The 16,747-nt window shown below is 72.4% G+C and carries 16 protein-coding genes and 1 tRNA gene; 12 read left to right on the plus strand and 5 right to left on the minus strand.

Translation table 11 applies throughout. From position 1 onward, the window contains the following. Positions 1–2: 2 nt before the first annotated feature. From JOF37_RS11790 to JOF37_RS11820, 7 genes are read left to right on the plus strand one after another with little or no spacing between them, the layout of a single operon-like run. Positions 3–674, plus strand: coding sequence for a DUF624 domain-containing protein (locus JOF37_RS11790; RefSeq protein WP_210006990.1), 672 nt, complete (start codon positions 3–5; stop codon positions 672–674). Between the two features lie 21 nt (positions 675–695). Then, complete coding sequence (locus tag JOF37_RS11795; protein ID WP_210006991.1) at positions 696–1,904, plus strand: glycoside hydrolase family 88 protein; 1,209 nt, start codon at positions 696–698, stop codon at positions 1,902–1,904. After that, the gene (locus JOF37_RS11800) at positions 1,901–2,755 is read left to right on the plus strand and encodes a fumarylacetoacetate hydrolase family protein (RefSeq protein WP_210006992.1); all 855 of its coding nucleotides are present in this window, start codon (positions 1,901–1,903) and stop codon (positions 2,753–2,755) included. Before JOF37_RS11795 ends, JOF37_RS11800 begins: the two co-directional genes overlap by 4 nt. Further along, positions 2,752–3,516: a 2-dehydro-3-deoxy-D-gluconate 5-dehydrogenase KduD gene (gene kduD / locus JOF37_RS11805; protein WP_210006993.1), complete on the plus strand. Its 765-nt coding sequence runs from the start codon at positions 2,752–2,754 to the stop codon at positions 3,514–3,516. Before JOF37_RS11800 ends, kduD begins: the two co-directional genes overlap by 4 nt. 55 nt (positions 3,517–3,571) lie before the next feature. Then, positions 3,572–4,414 (plus strand): 5-dehydro-4-deoxy-D-glucuronate isomerase, encoded by an 843-nt coding sequence (gene kduI / locus JOF37_RS11810; RefSeq protein ID WP_210006994.1) that lies wholly within the window; start codon positions 3,572–3,574, stop codon positions 4,412–4,414. Next, positions 4,411–5,349 (plus strand): PfkB family carbohydrate kinase, encoded by a 939-nt coding sequence (locus JOF37_RS11815; RefSeq protein ID WP_271175068.1) that lies wholly within the window; start codon positions 4,411–4,413, stop codon positions 5,347–5,349. Before kduI ends, JOF37_RS11815 begins: the two co-directional genes overlap by 4 nt. Next, positions 5,346–5,981 carry a bifunctional 4-hydroxy-2-oxoglutarate aldolase/2-dehydro-3-deoxy-phosphogluconate aldolase gene (locus JOF37_RS11820; protein ID WP_210006995.1) on the plus strand — a complete coding sequence of 212 codons (636 nt, stop codon included), beginning with the start codon at positions 5,346–5,348 and terminating at the stop codon, positions 5,979–5,981. The genes JOF37_RS11815 and JOF37_RS11820 overlap by 4 nt, the downstream gene beginning before the upstream one ends. A 47-nt stretch (positions 5,982–6,028) precedes the next feature. Here JOF37_RS11820 and JOF37_RS11825 read toward each other — a convergent pair whose 3' ends face one another. Beyond that, positions 6,029–6,958, minus strand: a complete 930-nt coding sequence (locus JOF37_RS11825; RefSeq protein WP_210006996.1) for an NADP-dependent oxidoreductase — start codon at positions 6,956–6,958, stop codon at positions 6,029–6,031. 94 nt (positions 6,959–7,052) lie between these two features. Here JOF37_RS11825 and JOF37_RS11830 point away from each other — a divergent pair, with 94 nt between their 5' ends. Further along, positions 7,053–7,547 (plus strand): MarR family winged helix-turn-helix transcriptional regulator, encoded by a 495-nt coding sequence (locus tag JOF37_RS11830; RefSeq protein ID WP_210006997.1) that lies wholly within the window; start codon positions 7,053–7,055, stop codon positions 7,545–7,547. A gap of 33 nt (positions 7,548–7,580) precedes the next feature. On the opposite strand, the gene pgm is transcribed toward JOF37_RS11830, so the two are convergent. Next, positions 7,581–9,221 (minus strand): phosphoglucomutase (alpha-D-glucose-1,6-bisphosphate-dependent), encoded by a 1,641-nt coding sequence (gene pgm, locus JOF37_RS11835; protein ID WP_210006998.1) that lies wholly within the window; start codon positions 9,219–9,221, stop codon positions 7,581–7,583. 135 nt (positions 9,222–9,356) lie between these two features. Here pgm and pheA point away from each other — a divergent pair, with 135 nt between their 5' ends. Then, entirely contained in the window at positions 9,357–10,322 is a 966-nt protein-coding gene (pheA, locus tag JOF37_RS11840; RefSeq protein ID WP_271175069.1) for a prephenate dehydratase, read from the plus strand. Between the two features lie 21 nt (positions 10,323–10,343). Here pheA and JOF37_RS11845 read toward each other — a convergent pair whose 3' ends face one another. The 3 genes from JOF37_RS11845 to JOF37_RS11855 all read right to left on the minus strand — a co-directional run bounded on the left by JOF37_RS11845 (position 10,344) and on the right by JOF37_RS11855 (position 14,044). After that, positions 10,344–11,390, minus strand: coding sequence for an LLM class flavin-dependent oxidoreductase (locus JOF37_RS11845; protein ID WP_210006999.1), 1,047 nt, complete (start codon positions 11,388–11,390; stop codon positions 10,344–10,346). A 78-nt stretch (positions 11,391–11,468) separates the two neighbouring features. Continuing rightward, entirely contained in the window at positions 11,469–12,833 is a 1,365-nt protein-coding gene (locus JOF37_RS11850; protein ID WP_210007000.1) for a cryptochrome/photolyase family protein, read from the minus strand. 209 nt (positions 12,834–13,042) lie between these two features. Then, entirely contained in the window at positions 13,043–14,044 is a 1,002-nt protein-coding gene (locus JOF37_RS11855; RefSeq protein WP_245338716.1) for a diacylglycerol/lipid kinase family protein, read from the minus strand. 330 nt (positions 14,045–14,374) lie between these two features. Here JOF37_RS11855 and serS point away from each other — a divergent pair, with 330 nt between their 5' ends. The 3 genes from serS (at position 14,375) to JOF37_RS11870 (ending at position 16,741) form a co-directional block, all read left to right on the plus strand. Continuing rightward, positions 14,375–15,640 carry a serine--tRNA ligase gene (serS, locus tag JOF37_RS11860; protein ID WP_210007002.1) on the plus strand — a complete coding sequence of 422 codons (1,266 nt, stop codon included), beginning with the start codon at positions 14,375–14,377 and terminating at the stop codon, positions 15,638–15,640. Then, a complete protein-coding gene (locus JOF37_RS11865) occupies positions 15,637–16,605 on the plus strand; it encodes an HAD-IIB family hydrolase (RefSeq protein WP_210007003.1) in 969 nt (322 codons plus the stop codon). The genes serS and JOF37_RS11865 overlap by 4 nt, the downstream gene beginning before the upstream one ends. A 48-nt stretch (positions 16,606–16,653) precedes the next feature. Further along, positions 16,654–16,741, plus strand: a tRNA-Ser gene (locus tag JOF37_RS11870). Positions 16,742–16,747: the final 6 nt, after the last annotated feature.

A 16,747-nucleotide genomic window follows, 5' to 3' on the forward strand; every position in this document is an offset into this window, starting at 1 on the left:
CCGTGAAGCGCATCTCGCACAACACGTACGCCACGGTCTTCGGGGTCGTCTACCTCGGCCTGATGACCAACCTGCTGCTCCTGGCGTCGTGCCTGCCGTTCGTCGTGCTGCTGGTCATCACCGACCCGGCGCTGTCGTGGCCGATGCTCGCCGTCGTCGCGCCGCTGTGCGCGCCGGGGATCACGGCGGCGTTCGCGACCTTCCGCGCCCACGGCGACGGCGACACCCAGGTCGTCCGCACCTTCGTCCGAACCTGGAAGCGCTCGTGGCGCAAGGCCATGCTGCTGGGCGCGGTCGTGGTCGCCGCCCTCGTCGTCGTGCTCGTCGACGTGCGCTTCTTCGCGCCGCTGCAGGCGGGCGTCGCCGTGGTGCCGCTGCTGGCCGTCCTGACGGTGCTGGTGCTGGCCGCGTCGCTCGTGGCTTTCGCCGCCCTCGCGGAGGAGCGGGATGCCGCGCTGCGCTCGATCGCCCGCGCGGCTCTGTTCCTGAGCGTGCGGCGGTGGTGGCTGAGCCTCGTCTCGCTGGCGGTCATCGCCCTGCAGGCCGGGCTCTTCGTCACGATGCCGGCCGTCGCGATCGGCCTCTCCGCGGCGCCGGCGCTCTACCTCGCGTGGGCCAACGCCCGCTACATCCTCCGTCCGGTGCTCGGCGACCCCGAGCCCCGGACCGTCTGAACCCCGAAGGAACCCCTCGACATGACATCCCTCCCCGGTACCGACCTCGACGCGCCGGCGGGCCCGGCACCCGCCGACCCCGCCGCGATCGAGGCGGCGATCGCCGCCGCCCTGACGACCCTGCGTCGCAACATCGAGACGTTCGGCCTGAGCTACCCGGACGACACGACGGACGGCGACCGGTACCCGATCCGACCCGCTGCGGGCGGGTTCGCCGCGGGCGCCAACCGCGGCTGGACCACGAGCTTCTGGCCGGGCATGATGTGGATCGCGTGGGAGCTGACCGGCGACGCCTTCTTCCGTGACGCCGGGCTCGCGCACGCCGAGGACTTCGCCCGACGCGTGCGCGACGAGGAGGACCTCGACACCCACGACCTGGGCTTCCTGTACACGCTGGCGTCCGTCGCGCCCTACCGCCTGCTCGGCGACGAGGACGCGCGCGCGAGCGCGCTCGACGCCGCCGACCACCTGATGCGCCGCTTCCTCGAGCCGGCCGGCATCGTGCAGGCGTGGGGCGACCTCTCCGACCCCACGCAGCGCGGCCGGACGATCGTCGACAGCCTCATGAACATGCCGCTGCTGACCTGGGCCGGCGAGCAGACCGGCGAGGAGCGGTTCGCCGACGCCGTGCGCCGTCACACGACGCAGCTGCGCACGCACATCCTGCGCGACGACGACACCACGTTCCACACCTTCTACTGGGACGCCGAGACCGGGGAGCCCCTGCGCGGCGCCACGGAGCAGGGCGCGTTCGACGACTCCTGCTGGGCGCGCGGTCAGGCGTGGGGCGTCTACGGCTTCGCGCTGAACCACCGGGCGACCGGCGACCCGGCGCTCCTGGACGCGTCGCGGCGCTGCGCGGAGCGATTCCTCTCGAAGCTTCCGAGCGACCGCGTGCCCTTCTGGGACATGGTCTACACCGACGGCGCCGACGCCCCGCGCGACAGCTCGTCGGCGGCGATCGTCGTCTCGGGACTGTTCGAGCTCGCCGACGCCGAGACCGACGCCGCGGCCGCGGATCGGTACCGGCGCTCGGCGTACGAGATCCTCGGGTCGCTGATCGCGAACTACACTCCCGAGACGCCGGAGGCCTCCGACGCGGTCATCCTGCACAGCGTGTACGACTTCCCGAAGTCCGTCGGCGTCGACGAGGGCACCCTGTGGGGCGACTACTTCTACCTCGAAGCGCTCGTGCGCGCCGCGCGCCCCGGCTGGAAGCCGTACTGGTGAGGCTCGTCCGCTACCGCACCGAGTCGGGCGTGCGCTCGGGCGTCGTCGTCACCCGAAGCGGCGAGGACGGCGTCGTCGACCTCGGCGACGAGCCGCTCACCGCGATCCTCGCGACCGGGATGCATGCCGTCCGCGACGCGGTCGCCGATGCGGCGGCATCCCTTCCGGCCCTGTCGTCGCTGCGGCTCGAGCCGCCGGTGCGGCCCGGCAAGATCCTCTGCCTCGGGTACAACTACCGCGGTCACGTGCCCGACGGCGTCGATCCGACGGCCGATGACCCCGACTTCCCGGACGTGTTCGTCAAGACCTCGAACACCCTGGGCGGCCCCGCCGACCCGGTCGTGGTGCCGCCGGTCGCGGACGACGTCGACTACGAGGGCGAGATCGCTGTCGTCATCGGCCGCCGCGCGAAGGACGTCCGTATCGAGGACGCGCTCGACCATGTCGCCGGCTACACGATCCTCAACGACGTCTCGGACCGCTCGTGGCAGCGGCGGCAGAGCCAGTGGGCCATGGGCAAGTGCTTCGACGGGTTCGCTCCGCTCGAACCGTGGCTCGTGACGCCCGATGAGGCCGGCGACCCGCAGGACATGCTCGTGGAGGTCGTGCGAGACGGTGTCGTCACCGTCTCGCAGTCGACGGCGACGACGATCTTCTCGGTCGCGTACGTCGTGTCGTACCTCAGCAGCGTCATGACGCTCGAACCCGGCGACGTCGTCTCGACCGGCACGCCGCAGAAGCTGCCCGACGCCCAGCGCGCCCACCGGCCGCTGCGCGCGGGCGATGCCGTGACCGTCCGCGTCGAACGGCTCGGCGAACTGACCACCACCTTCATCGGAGGCCCCGCATGATCCTCGACTCCTTCCGCCTCGACGGCCGGGTCGCCCTCGTGACCGGCTCGACCCGCGGCCTCGGCCAGGGCGCCGCGCTCGCGCTCGCCGAGGCCGGCGCCGACGTGGCCCTGCTCGACCGCGGCGACGCCGCCGAGACGGCCGAGCGCATCGCCGCCCTCGGACGTCGAGCCCACCGGATCCGGCTCGACCTCGGCACGGCGACGCCCGAACAGCTCGCCGAAGCGGTCGCCGAGACGGTCGCCGAGCTCGGGGGCATCGACATCCTGGTCAACAACGCCGGCACCATTCGTCGCGCGCCCGCCGCCGAGCACCCGGCGACGGACTGGGACGAGGTGCTCGCCGTCAACCTCGACGCGGTGTTCCACCTGTCGCAGGCCGCGGGTCGTCGGATGATCGCGCAGGGCTCGGGCCGCATCCTGAACGTCGCTTCGATGCTGTCGTTCCAGGGCGGCATCCTCGTCCCCGGATACGCGGCATCCAAGCACGCGGTCGCGGGGCTGACCAAGGCGCTCGCGAACGAGTGGGCCGCCTCGGGAGTGACGGTCAACGCGATCGCGCCGGGCTACATGGCCACCGACAACACCGCGCCCATCCGCGCCGACGCCGACCGCGAGGCATCCATCCTCGCCCGCATCCCCGCCGGCCGGTGGGGCACCCCCGGCGACCTGCAGGGCGCGTTCGTCTTCCTCGCCTCGGATGCCGCGGCCTACGTCACCGGCGCCATCGTGCCGGTCGACGGCGGCTGGCTCGTCCGCTGACCCGAACCCATCCCGTCCCCGGCCTCGCGCCGACCCGCCCCCGAAGGGAACCCCCATGCAGCAGCGTTACGCGACCAACCCGGCGCAGATCCCCGGCATGACCACCGCCGACCTGCGCGAGCAGTACCTCGTGCCCGAGGTCTTCGTGCCGGGTGAGATCACCGTCGTCTACACCCACCACGACCGCATCGTCCTCGGCGGCGCGGTGCCGGCCGGCCGAGACCTCGTCCTGCCCGGCTACCCCGAGATCCGCAGCGACTACTTCCTCGAGCACCGCGAGGTGGGCATCGTCAACGTCGGCGGCACCGGCACGGTCACCGCCGACGGCGAGGTCTACACGCTCGTGACGGGCGCGTGCCTGTACCTCGGCCGCGGCATCCGCGACGTGGTCTTCGCCGACGCGGCGGAGGGCGAGGGCACGGACGCCGGGGCGCAGTTCTACCTGTTCTCGGCGCCCGCGCACACCGCCTATCCGGCCGCGCTCGTGTCGCCCGGCGAGGGGACGGTGCGCGAGCTCGGCGACCAGGTCACGAGCAACCGTCGCACGCTCAACCAGTACATCCACGAGAACGGCGTGAAGAGCTGCCAGATCGTCATGGGCGTGACGACGCTGCACGAGGGCTCGATGTGGAACACCATGCCCGCGCACACCCACGACCGGCGCACGGAGTGCTACCTGTACTTCGACGTGCCCGAGGACGCCCGCGTCATCCACCTGCTTGGCGAGCGCGAGGAGACGCGTCACCTCGTCGTCGCCGACCGCCAGGCGATCATCTCGCCCAGCTGGTCGCTGCACTCGGGCGTCGGGACCGCCGCCTACTCGTTCATCTGGGCGATGGCCGGCGAGAACCAGGCGTTCGACGACATGGATGCCGCTCCCGTCACGACCCTGAAGTGAGCGCCACGGTGGGGCGGGGCTTGCTGGCGATCGGCGAGACCATGGGGATGGTCGCGCCGGTCGCCGCCGAACGGCTCGAGCGCGCCGACGTCTTCCGCGTCGACGCCGGGGGAGCGGAGTCGAACGTCGCCGCGCACGTGGCCGCGCTCGGCCAGCCCGCGGCCTGGTACTCGCACGTCGGCGACGACGCGCTCGGCCGTCGCGTCGTGGCGCGGGTGCGGTCGCGCGGCGTCGACGTGTCACGCGTCGTCGTCGACTCCCGCCACCCCACCGGCCTCTATCTGAAGGACCCCGGCCACGGTGTCGCCTACTACCGTGCCGGGTCGGCCGCGGCGCATCTCGACATCGCCGACGCCGAGCGCCTGACGTGGGACGGCATCGCCGTGGTGCACCTCTCGGGCATCACGGCCGCGCTCGATGCCACCGCCCCGGCGTTCCTCGACCGCGTCATCGACCGCGCCCGCGACGCCCGCGTCACGGTCAGCTTCGACGTCAACCATCGCGCGGCGCTTTGGCCCGCCGACGCCGCGGCGGCACCGCTGCTCGATCTCGCGCGCCGAGCCGACATCGTCTTCGTCGGCCGTGACGAGGCCGAGACGCTGTGGGATGCCGCGACGGCGGACGCCGCACGCCGCCTCCTGCCCGAGACGGCCCAGCTCGTCGTGAAGGACGGTGCCGTCGGCGCGACGCTGTACACCGGCGAGGAGCGCGTGTTCGAGTCGGCCCTCGTCGTCGATGTCGTCGAGCCGGTCGGGGCGGGCGATGCGTTCGCCGGCGGCTACCTGGCTGCGCTGCTGGCAGGCGCCGCTCCCGCTGAGCGGCTGCGGGCAGGGCACGACCGCGCCGCCCTCACGATGGCCACCACCGGCGACTTCCCCGACGACGCGGCGGAGTCGCCCGTCGCCGACATCCCCTCCGAAAGGACTTCCGCATGACCACGCCTTCCGTCGACCATGCAACCACCGACCAGGCCGCTGCGCTCGATGTCGTCTTCGCGGGCGCCCCGCTGATGGCGATCCTGCGGGGCATGGGGCTCGAGCGCTCGGTCCGCCTCGCGACGACAGCCTGGGACCTGGGCATCGACTCGGTCGAGGTGCCGCTGCAGACCGACGAGGACGAGCGGGCGCTGCGCGAGGTCGCGCGGCTCGGCGCCGAGCGGGGCAAGGCCGTCGGGGCCGGCACGATCCTGACGCCCGCGCAGGTCGCCGTCGCCGCCGACGCCGGCGCGGCGTACGTCGTGTCGCCGGGCCTCGACCCCGACGTCGTCCGGGCTGCCCAAGAGCGCGGCATCCCGATCCTGCCCGGCGTCGCGACGCCGAGCGAGGTGCAGCGCGCGGTCTCGATGGGGCTGACCTGGCTGAAGGCTTTTCCCGCGCAGTGGCTGGGCGCCGACTGGTTCGCGCACATCCGCGGGCCGTTCCCCGGGGTGCGGTTCGTCGCGACGGGCGGCATGAACGCCGCCAACGCCGCCGACTTCCTCGATGCCGGTGTCCGTGTCGTCGCGGTGGGCTCCGCCCTCGAAGACGAGGCGCAGCTGCCACGACTGGCCGAGCTCCTCGCGCGCTGACGCGGCGCGGGAGCTCGGCCCGACGTGACGGATTCGGCTCACGTCGCTCAGGGGAGGACGATGACCTTGCCGGCGATGCCGCTCTCGGCCGCCTCGGCGTGCAGCGCGGGGAGCTCGGCGAGCGGGATCCGCCGCGTGACCTCGACGGTGAGCGCGCCCTCGTCCACGAGTCGGACCAGCTCGGCCAGCCGGTCGCGGTCGCGGCGGACGAACACCGTCGCGGCGCGGACGCCTCGTGCCTCGTCGCCCGGGGTGGCCATGAAGGCGGTCGTGCTGACGACCGCTCCGCCGTCGGCGACGGCCCCGACGTAGGCCTCGAACAGCTCGGGTTCGATCGGGGCGAGGTTCAGCAGCACGTCGACCCGCCCGTCGATCGCGCCCAGCACGTCGGTCGCGGTGTGGTCGATGATCTGGTCGGCCCCGGCCGCGCGGACGGCGTCGACGCTGCGGGGGCTCGCGGTGGCGATGACGTGGATGCCGGCGCGCTTGGCGAGCTGCACGGCGTACTTGCCGACGACACCGCCGGCGCCGACGATCAGCACCCGCTGGCCCGGCTCGAGGCGACCGTCGTCGAAGAGGGCCTGCCACGCGGTCAGCGCGACGGAGGGAAGCGCGGCGGCATCGGCGAGCGGGACGCTCGTCGGTGCCGCGACCACGGCGTCGGCGGGAGCCAGCACGAACTCCGCCGCGCCGCCGTCGCTCTCCATGGGGAGGAAGGCGATCACGGCGTCGTTCACGGCGAGGTCGGTCACGCCCGCGCCGACCGCGTCGACGTGCCCCGAGACGTCGTAGCCGGGCACGTGCGGCAGCTGGATCGGGATGGGGAGGAAGCCCGCGCGCATCCCGCCGTCCGCCGCGTTGTACGCCGACGCGGCGACGCGGATGCGAACCTGCCCGGGGGCCGGCTCGGGGCGGTCGATGTCGACGACCTCGAGGACGTCGGGGCCGCCGGTCTGAGAGAACTGCATTGCATTCATGGTCTGATCCTTTTCGCTCAAGTGCTTCGAATTCGAAGCGATACGAGGAACGTAGCACTGCTTCGAACGTGAAGCAACATGTAGGATCGAGAACATGACGAACACGCCGCGCTCCCTGACTCCGACGCAGCTGGCGGCCTACCTCGCGTTCACCGAGGTGGGCAGCCTGCTGCGTCCCGCCGTCGAGACGCAGCTGAAGGATGCCGGCGGCCTGAGCTACGTGCAGTTCCAGCTGCTGGCGCGGTTGAACGACGCCCCAGGCGGCACCCTGCGCATGACCGACCTCGCCGACGGCGTGGTGTACAGCCGCAGCGGACTGACCTACCAGGCCACGCTGCTCGAGCAGCGCGGGTACGTCACGCGGTCACCGTCTCCGGAGGACGAGCGCAGCACGGTGGTCGCCCTGACCGGCGCCGGACGCGACGTGCTCGCCGCTGTGTTCCCCGGTCACATCGAGACGGTGCATCGGCTGCTGTTCGCACCGCTGTCGGAGGCGGATGCCGCCGATCTCGCGCGCATCCTCGGCAGCGTGACGACGCACCTGCGCTCGGCGCCGCCGCGTTCGGCATCCCGCCGTCGTCCGAGCTGACCGTCGCGCCAGGGCGCGACGGTCAGAGGGGTGTCAGGCGCCGAGCGCGGCCGACACCACGGCACGGGCCTCGGCCTGCACCGCGGCGAGGTGCTCGGGCCCGCGCAGGCTCTCGGCGTACAGCTTGTAGACGTCCTCCGTGCCCGAGGGACGCGCGGCGAACCACGCGTGCTCGGTCTGCACCTTCAGGCCGCCGATCGCGGCGCCGTTGCCGGGTGCGTGCGAGAGCTTCGCCGTGATCGGCTCGCCCGCGAGCTCGGTCGCGGTCACCGCGTCGCCCGACAGCTTGCCGAGGGCGGCCTTCTGCTCGGGGGTCGCCGGGGCGTCGACGCGCTGGTACGCGGACGAGCCGAACTGCGCTTCGAGCTCGGCGTAGCGCTGCGACGGGGTCTTGCCGGTGACGGCGAGGATCTCGGCCGCCAGCAGGCACAGCAGGATGCCGTCCTTGTCGGTCGTCCACACGGTGCCGTCGGTGCGCAGGAACGACGCTCCCGCCGACTCCTCGCCGCCGAACGCGACCGAGCCGTCGAGCAGGCCGGGGACGAACCACTTGAACCCGACGGGCACCTCGAGCAGCGTGCGCCCGAGCGCGTCGGCGACGCGGTCGATGATCATCGACGACACCAGGGTCTTGCCGACAGCGGCATTCTGCGGCCAGCCGGGCCGGTTCGAGAACAGGTAGTCGATCGCGACGGCGAGGTAGTGGTTGGGGTTCATCAGGCCCGCGTCGGGGGTGACGATGCCGTGACGGTCGGCGTCGGCGTCGTTGCCGGTGAGGATGTCGTACTCGTCGCGGCGCGCCACGAGCGCAGCCATCGCCGACGGCGACGACGGATCCATGCGGATCTTCTCGTCCCAGTCGAGCGTCATGAACTTCCAGGTCGGGTCGACCTCGGGGTTCACGACCGTCAGGTCGAGGCCGTAGACCTCGGCGATGAGGGCCCAGTACTCGACCGAGGCGCCGCCGAGCGGGTCGGCGCCGATGCGGATACGCGCGTCGCGGATGGCATCGATGTCGATGATCGTGGCGAGGTCGCGCACGTAAGCGTCGCGGAAGTCGTACTGGCCGAGGGCGTCGAGGTCGATGTCGGCGTGACGGGTCCGCTGCACGCCCGCCAGCCCCGCCGCGATGAGCTCGTTGGCGCGATCGGCGATCCAGGAGGTGGCGTCGGTGTCGGCGGGGCCGCCGTGCGGGGGGTTGTACTTGAAGCCGCCGTCCCGCGGCGGGTTGTGCGACGGCGTGACGACGATGCCGTCAGCGCGGCCGGCGTCAGCGGCATCCCGGCCCCGGTTGTACGTGAGGATCGCGTGGCTGAGCGCGGGCGTCGGCACCCACGAGTCGCGCGCGTCGACGCGGACGTCGACGCCGTTGGCGACGAGCACCTCGATGGCGCTGCGCTCGGCGGGCAGCGACAGGCCGTGCGTGTCGCGGCCGAGGAACAGCGGACCCTCGATGCCCTGGCTGCGGCGGTAGTCGACGATCGCCTGGGTCGTGGCGAGGATGTGGTCCTCGTTGAAGCTCGTCGCCAGCGACGAACCGCGGTGACCGCTCGTGCCGAACGCGACGCGCTGCGCGGGCACCGATGCGTCGGGCTTGCGGTCGTAGTAGGCGGCGATCAGCTCATCGATGTCGATGAGGTCGGATGCTTCGGCGGGCTGTCCTGCGCGGCTCATGGTGCTTAGTCTGCCCCCTAAACGGCCGATGCGCTGGTCGGTCACGCCGGGTTCGCACCGACCTCTCGGCCGTGATACCGGCGGGTGCTGCCACCCGGCGGGGGGTGCGAGCCGGTCGCAGTAGGCTGAACCCCCGTGAGCATCGCTTCGGAGGCATCCGGTTCCCCGCGCCGCACCTACAGCTATCTGGGTCCGGCGGGAACCTTCACCGAGGCGGCGCTCGCCCAGGTCCCCGAGGCGCGCGACCAGATCTGGCGGCCCGTGCGCAACGTCGGCGAGGCGCTCACCGACGTCGTCGAAGGGCGCTCGGACGCCGCGATGATCGCGATCGAGAACTCCGTCGACGGCGGCGTGTCGACCGCGCAGGATGCCCTGGCCACGATGCCCGGGCTCCGGATCATCGGCGAGTACCTCGTGCCGGTCAACTTCGTGCTCGTGGCTCGGCCCGGAGCGCGCCTCGACGATGTCTCGCTCGTCGCCGCCCACCCGGTCGCCTACGCCCAGTGCCTGCAGTGGCTGCTGAAGACCCTGCCCGAACACGCGCACCTGCCCGCGGCCAGCAACGTCGCCGCTGCGGTCGGCCTGATCGACGGAGTGAGCGACGCGGACGCGGCGATCGCCCCGCCCGGCATCCTCGAGCATCACGACCTCGAGCTGCTCGCCTCCGACATCGGCGACAACCAGCACGCGGTGACGCGGTTCGTCCTCGTGAGCCGTACCGTGGCGCCGGCGCCGCCGACCGGTGCCGACAAGACGTCGCTGATCGCCGAGCTGCCCGACGATCACCCCGGCGCCCTGCTCGAGCTGCTCGAGCAGTTCTCGACCCGCGGCATCAACCTCTCGCTCATCGAGTCGCGGCCCATCGGCGACGCCCTCGGCCGGTACCGCTTCGTCATCGACGCGGAGGGCCACATCGCGGACGAGCGCATGGCCGACGCGCTCATGGGCCTGCGCCGCTTCAGCCCCAAGGTGCTGTTCCTCGGATCGTACCCGCGCGCCGACCGCGCGATCGTCCGCTACCCCGAGCGCTACTCGGACGACGTCTTCGCCGAAGCGCGCGACTGGCTGCGCGCCCTTCTCTCGGGGGAACCCGAGGCCTGACCCCGGCCCGGGCGCCTGGGGTCAGGCGGCGAGGAGCTCGAGGGTGCGGATGCGGCTGGGGGCGGCATCCGGCTGCTCGCCGTCGTACGCTGCGGCGACCGGCGAGATCATGACCTCGTCGACGCCGTGCTGCGACGCGAAAGCCGTCAGCGCGGACTGAGCGTCCGGCCCGGTGCCGACGAACCAGCGCGAGCGCAGCGCGTCGAGCAGGGGAGCGGCGAGATGGTCGGACGCCTCGGCGGCGGCGGCCTCTTCGACGGTCTCGAGCGCGACGAGCGGGCGATTGCCGCGCAGACGGGCCATCATGCGAGCCTGCGGCAGCATCAGCGCCTCGACTTCAGCGTCGGTGTCGGCGACGACCGCGTTGGCGGTGAGGAAGGTGCGCGGCGCGCCGAGCGTCTCGGACGGACGGAACTGGTCGCGGTACAGCCCGAGCGCACGGTCGAGCCCCTCGCCCGAGAAGTGGTTCGCGAAGACGTAGGGCAGGCCCAGCGCGGCCGCCAGCTGCGCGGAGTAGTCGCTCGACCCGAGCAGCCAGACGTCCGGGGTCGTGGTCGCGGCGGGCGTCGCGTGGACGTCGTAGGTGCCGCCCGAGGTGAACCGCACCGTCGCGCCGTCGCCCGACACGAGCGCGAGGATGTCGCGGATGTTGTCGGGGAACCGGTCGACATCGCTCGTCGTGCCCGACTGGCGCAGCAGCTGGGTGATGACCGGGTCGCTGCCGGGAGCGCGCCCGATGCCGAGGTCGACGCGCCCCGGGGCGATGGCCTCGAGCGCGGCGAACTGCTCGGCCACCACGAGCGGCGAGTGGTTGGGCAGCATCACGCCGCCCGAGCCGACGCGGATGCGCGAGGTGCGCGACGCAGCCGCGGCGATGAGCACGGGCGGCGTCGTCGAGGCGACGGCCGGCATGTTGTGGTGCTCGGCGAACCAGTAGCGGCGGTACCCCAGTTCGTCCGCGCGCTGCGCGACCGTCAGCGACGCCGCGATCGCCTGGGCGCTGGTCTGTCCGGTGCGCACCGGCACCAGGTCGAGCACGGACAGGGCGGGGCGGGCTGCAGCAGTCATATCGGTGAGGGCAACCTCGTGCCCGGTGCGGCTATTCCCGCACCGCATCCGGCCCCGACGTGGGCCTGCTCGCGCAGCTCAGCGGGCCCGCTTGACGTGCTCGTATGCCGCGAGGGCCTCGCGGCGGGTGGCGGCCAGGTCGACGATCGGCTCGCGCGCGGCGCTGTCGGGCGCCCACTGTCCGATGTACACCCCGCGCGGGTCGAACTTCTCGGCCTGCCGCTCGGGGTTGAAGATGCGGAAGTACGGCGACGCGTCCGCGCCCGACCCGGCGACCCACTGCCAGTTGAACGCATTGCTCGCGCCGTCCGCGTCGACGAGGGTGTCCCAGAACCACTGCTCGCCGAGCCGCCAGTCGATCAGCAGGTTCTTCGTCAGGAAGGATGCCGTCACCATCCGCACCCGATTGTGCATGTATCCGGTGTGCCAGAGCTCGCGCATGCCGGCATCCACGAGGGGGATCCCGGTCTCGCCCCGCTCCCAGGCGGTCAGGTGCTCGGGCCGAAGCGGCGGCCACGGGAAGGCGTCGAAGCCCTTCCGCCAGTTCTTCGTCGCCAGGTCGGGGAAGTGGAAGAGCGTGTGCCACGCGAATTCTCGCCAACCCAGCTCGGACAGGAACCGTGAGGCGGATGTCGCTCCGGCGCCGGCGCCGCCGCCGGTCTCGACCCCCGCGTGCCAGACCGTGTGCGGGCTGAGCTCGCCCCACCGCAGCCGCGGCGACAGCAGTGATGTCGCACCGGCGCTGGGCTCGTCGCGGGCGGCGTCGTACGACCCGAGGTCGTCGTCGAGGAACGTGCGCAGCCGGGCGCGTGCCGCGGCTTCGCCCGGCTCCCACCGCTCGCGCAGGCCGCCGGCCCAGTCGGGCTTCGTCGGCAGCAGCTCCCAGTCGGCGAGGTCGTCACCGGTGGGAGGCGACGGCATGCCGGGGATCTCCGCCGGCGCCGGAAGCGGCTCACGCGGGGCGGGCAGGTTGCGCGCTGCGCGCCAGAACGGCGTGAACACCGAGAACGGCGTGCCGCTGCCGGTCGTGACCGTCCACGGCTCGAACAGCAGCGAGGCGGCGAACGAGCGCACCTCGAGCCCGTCGGCGCGCAGGCCCTCCTTGAGCTCGGCGTCGATCGCACGCTCGGCCCCGCCGTAGCGGCGGTTCCAGAAGACCCCGCCGGCGCCGGCATCCGTCACGACGGAACGGACGACGGATGCCGCAGGCCCGCGCCGCAGCACCAGGTGCGACCCCCGCTCGCGCAGGTCGGCCGAGAGCGCCGTCAGCGAATGGTGCAGCCACCACCGTGCCGCACCCCCGAGCGGGCGGATGCCGTCGGACTCGTCGTCGAGGACGTAGAGCCCCACGACCGGTTCGCCGCGGTCGATCGCCGCGAGCAGTGCGGGGTGATCGGCCAGGCGCAGGTCGTCGCGGAACCAGACGATCGACGGGGAGCTCATCCCGTCATCCTGGCTCGCGCGCCGTTCCGGCCGGGACCGGTTGACACCCGTGGGCGGACGTGCCCCGCGGACGTGCCCCGCGGTCGCGTCGCGCCAACTCCTCAGAACCGGAGCCCCGCCCGCTGCCGCACGCCGCCGCTCCCCGCCGCCGCGGGTGAGGTGGTCGGCAGCGCTCGCGGATCTGAGGAGTTGTGGCAGCGCGGCGCCGGTCAGTCCTCCGGCAGGGTGTGTCCCTCGGGGACGGCGATGATCAGGCCGCCGGCCTCGACCCGGGTGCTGACGTGCGTCGCTTCGCCGAACTCGTCGCCGTCGAGCTGGACGGGGTGCGGGTCCTGCGGGGCGAGCTCGACGCCGGGTCCGCGGGAGTAGACGACGGCGTTGTCCTTGGTGCGCAGCGACAGCATGCGCCGGCCGGCGCGGAACTTCCGCAGGAAGCTGTTGTCCCAGGCCACGCGCCGCCACACCAGCAGCCAGCCGAAGAACCCCTTCGGCTGCATGATCACGACGTCGAGCTCGCCGTCGGTGATCGATGCCTCGGGGATCAGCTCGAGTCCCGCTTGCAGCGAGCCGCAGTTGGCGAACAGCACGCTCTGCACGCGGGCGGCGTGCATGCGGTGACCCTCGAGCTGGTAGACGACGCGGAACGGCTTGGCCTTGACGAGCGAGCGCGTGGCCCCGTCGACGTAGGCGACCCAGCCGACGGACTTCTTCAGCTGCGGGTTGGTGTTGGCGATCATCGCGGCGTCGAGGCCCATGCCGCCCATGACGACGAACGCGTGCTCCTCGATCTCGCCGTCGGTGCGGGTCAGGCGCGCGAAGCCGACGTCGATCGCCGTGCGGTCACCCGAGAAGGCGGCCTCGATCATCGCCTCGGGCTCGGTGAGCGGAAGGCCGAGGTTACGGGCGAGCAGGTTGCCGGTGCCGCTGGGGACGATCGCGAGGGGCACGCCGCTGCCGCTCATCTCTCCCGACACGGCGCGCACGGTGCCGTCGCCGCCGGCGACGAGAACGACGTTCGCGCCCGCCTCGAGGGCCTGTCGGGTGACGTCGTCGCCGAGGTCGTCGACCGTCGTCTCGTAGAAGAGGGGTTCCTCCCAGCCGGCGGCCTCGGCGGCGCGCAGCACCTGGTCGCGCAGCTCGTCGCCGTCGACCTTCACGGGGTTGTAGACGAGCGCGGCCTTCGGGCTGGGCTTCTCGTCGCCCCCGGCCATCGGCTCGGTCTCGCCCTCCGGGCCGACGCGGCGGGCCTCGCCGGTCTCGCCGTCGGTGGTGTCGGGGGCGACATCCTCGGGCTCGCGGATGACGTCGTCGGGTGCGGCCGCCGCTACGGGGTCGGGCTTGTCCGAGGGGCGCTGGTCGCGGGTGTCGCCCGCGGGATCGTCGGAGCGCTCTCGCGGGGAGGTGTCGTCGGATTCGGTCGCCATGGCTACACCCTAGGGCCGTCGTCGTCGGGCGGCGGTGCCCCTTGCGCATCGCCGCGCGGCGGGTCGCTTCCCGTCGGGCACCGGCGGTCTCGCCCCTCGCGACCCTAGACTTGACGGGTGATCGACCTCGCCCTTCTCCGTGAACAGCCCGACCTGGTCCGACGCTCACAGGTGAAGCGCGGCGAGTCGGCCGACACCGTCGACGCCGCCCTCGCTGCCGACCGCGACCGCCGCGAGGCGCTCACCGCCTTCGAGCGGCTGCGCGCCGAGCAGAACGCGCACGGCAAGAAGGTCGCGCAGGCGCCGAAGGACGAGAAGGCCGCGCTCGTGGCGGAGGCCAAGCAGCTCAGCGAGCAGGTCAAGCAGGCTCAGCATGCCGTGACCGCCGCCGAGGAGGCCGCCGAGGCCGCACTCGCGCGCATCGAGAACATCGTCATCGACGACGTGCCCGCCGGTGGCGAGGCGGACTTCGTCACCCTCCGCACCCACGGCGAACCGCCGACGTTCGACTTCGAGCCGCTCGACCACCTCGCCCTCGGCGAGAAGCTCGGCGCGATCGACATGGAGCGCGGCACTAAGGTGTCGGGCAGCCGGTTCTACTTCCTCAGCGGCATCGGCGCGCGCCTCGAGATCGCGCTCATGATGCTCGGCCTCGACCGGGCGCTCGCCGCCGGGTTCACGCCGCTGATCCCGCCGACGCTCGTGCGCCCCGAGGTCATGCGCGGCACGGGCTTCCTCGGGCAGCACGCCGCCGAGGTGTACCACCTCGAAGAGGACGACGCGTACCTCGTCGGCACCAGCGAGGTTCCCCTCGCCGGCTACCACATGGACGAGATCCTCGACCTCGAGCGCGGCGCGAAGCGCTACGCCGGATGGTCGACGTGCTACCGCCGCGAGGCCGGGTCGTACGGCAAAGACACCCGCGGCATCATCCGGGTGCACCAGTTCAACAAGCTCGAGATGTTCGTCTACACGACGCCCGGTGACGCCGAGGCCGAGCACCTGCGCCTCGTCGAGATGCAGGAGCGGATGCTGCAGGACCTCGGGCTGTCGTATCGCGTCATCGACGTCGCGGCCGGCGACCTCGGCTCGAGCGCGGCACGCAAGTACGACATCGAGGCCTGGGTGCCGACCCAGGGCGCCTACCGCGAGCTGACCTCCACCTCGAACTGCACGACGTACCAGGCCCGTCGCCTCGACATCCGTCACCGTCCGGACGGTGGCAAGACCGAGCCGGTCGCGACGCTGAACGGAACGCTCGCCACGACGCGCTGGATCGTCGCTCTGCTCGAGACGCATCAGCGCGCGGACGGCTCGGTCGTCATCCCCGAGGCGTTGCGGCCCTACCTCGGCGGCCTCGAGATCGCGGAGCCGGTCGCATGACCGCGGGTGCGGACGGCGGCGCGACAGGCGCATCGGATGCCGTGACGGAACAGGCCCCCGACGCCCTGCCCGATGCCGGGGGCATCGAGGTCGTCGAGCAGGCGGATGCCGCCGAGATCGTCGAGGACGTCGCCGAGGGCATGCCGGCCGACGCGGGCGCGACGCGTCTGCTGATCGTGCTCGACATCGACGGCACCGTGCTGCTCGAGGACGAGACCCTCAGCCCCGGTGTGGTCGAGGCGGTCGCCGATGCGCACGCCGCGGGCCACGAGGTCATGCTCGCGACGGGACGCTCCTGGGAGGGCACCCACGGCATCCTCGAGTCCCTGGCACTCGCGCCCGACTACGTCGTGTGCTCGAACGGCGCCGTCATCCTCAAGCGCACCGACGATGCGTTCGCCGACGCGCTCGCGTACGAGCGCTTCTACATCGAGACCTTCGATCCCACCGAGGTGCTGACGCTGCTGCGCGAGCACCTGCCCGACGCGCGATACATGGTCGAGCTGCCCGACGGCGGCCGGCTCTACACCGAAGAGCTGCACGACTGGAACCTTCACGACGCCGACAAGGTGCCCTTCGAGCAGCTGTCGGCGCAGGAGGTGTGCCGCGTCGTCGTCGTCTCGCCGGACGAGACCGACGCGGACTTCGTCGAGCTCGTCGAGCGGATCGGGCTCAACGAAGTGTCGTACGCGGTGGGCTGGTCGGCCTGGCTCGACATCGCGCCCCAGGGCGTCGACAAGTCGACCGCGCTCGAGCGGGTGCGCAGCTGGCTGGGCATCGCTCCGGCCGATGTGCTCGTGATGGGCGACGGGCGCAACGACGTCGGCATGTTCCGCTGGGCGCGCGAGCACGGCGGGCGTGCCATCGCGATGGCGCAGGGTCCGGCCGAGGTGCTCGCCGAGGCATCCGAGACCACCGTGTCGGTGCAGGAGGGCGGCGTCGCCGCCATCCTCCGCGCGCTCTGACGCGCCGCCCCGGCAGCTAGGATCGAAGCTCAGCGGTTCACGCCGCTGGGAGGGTTGTCCGAGCGGCCGAAGGATCCAGTCTTGAAAACTGGTGGGCAGCAATGTCCCGTGGGTTCGAATCCCACACCCTCCGCCAGATCCG

Origin of the sequence: Microbacterium imperiale (assembly GCF_017876655.1) — a bacterium.
Taxonomy (GTDB): domain Bacteria; phylum Actinomycetota; class Actinomycetes; order Actinomycetales; family Microbacteriaceae; genus Microbacterium; species Microbacterium imperiale.

Excerpts from the sequence above, each read along its gene's own strand:
- JOF37_RS11845 (WP_210006999.1), bottom strand. The coding sequence starts at position 11,390 with ATGACTGCTGCAGCCCGCCCCGCCCTGTCCGTGCTCGACCTGGTGCCG.
- JOF37_RS11795 (WP_210006991.1), top strand. The coding sequence starts at position 696 with ATGACATCCCTCCCCGGTACCGACCTCGACGCGCCGGCGGGCCCGGCA.
- JOF37_RS11855 (WP_245338716.1), bottom strand. The coding sequence starts at position 14,044 with ATGGCCGGGGGCGACGAGAAGCCCAGCCCGAAGGCCGCGCTCGTCTAC.
- kduD (WP_210006993.1), top strand. The coding sequence starts at position 2,752 with ATGATCCTCGACTCCTTCCGCCTCGACGGCCGGGTCGCCCTCGTGACC.
- JOF37_RS11830 (WP_210006997.1), top strand. The coding sequence starts at position 7,053 with ATGACGAACACGCCGCGCTCCCTGACTCCGACGCAGCTGGCGGCCTAC.
- JOF37_RS11825 (WP_210006996.1), bottom strand. The coding sequence starts at position 6,958 with ATGAATGCAATGCAGTTCTCTCAGACCGGCGGCCCCGACGTCCTCGAG.
- kduI (WP_210006994.1), top strand. The coding sequence starts at position 3,572 with ATGCAGCAGCGTTACGCGACCAACCCGGCGCAGATCCCCGGCATGACC.
- JOF37_RS11820 (WP_210006995.1), top strand. The coding sequence starts at position 5,346 with ATGACCACGCCTTCCGTCGACCATGCAACCACCGACCAGGCCGCTGCG.
- JOF37_RS11865 (WP_210007003.1), top strand. The coding sequence starts at position 15,637 with ATGACCGCGGGTGCGGACGGCGGCGCGACAGGCGCATCGGATGCCGTG.
- JOF37_RS11850 (WP_210007000.1), bottom strand. The coding sequence starts at position 12,833 with ATGAGCTCCCCGTCGATCGTCTGGTTCCGCGACGACCTGCGCCTGGCC.
- pgm (WP_210006998.1), bottom strand. The coding sequence starts at position 9,221 with ATGAGCCGCGCAGGACAGCCCGCCGAAGCATCCGACCTCATCGACATC.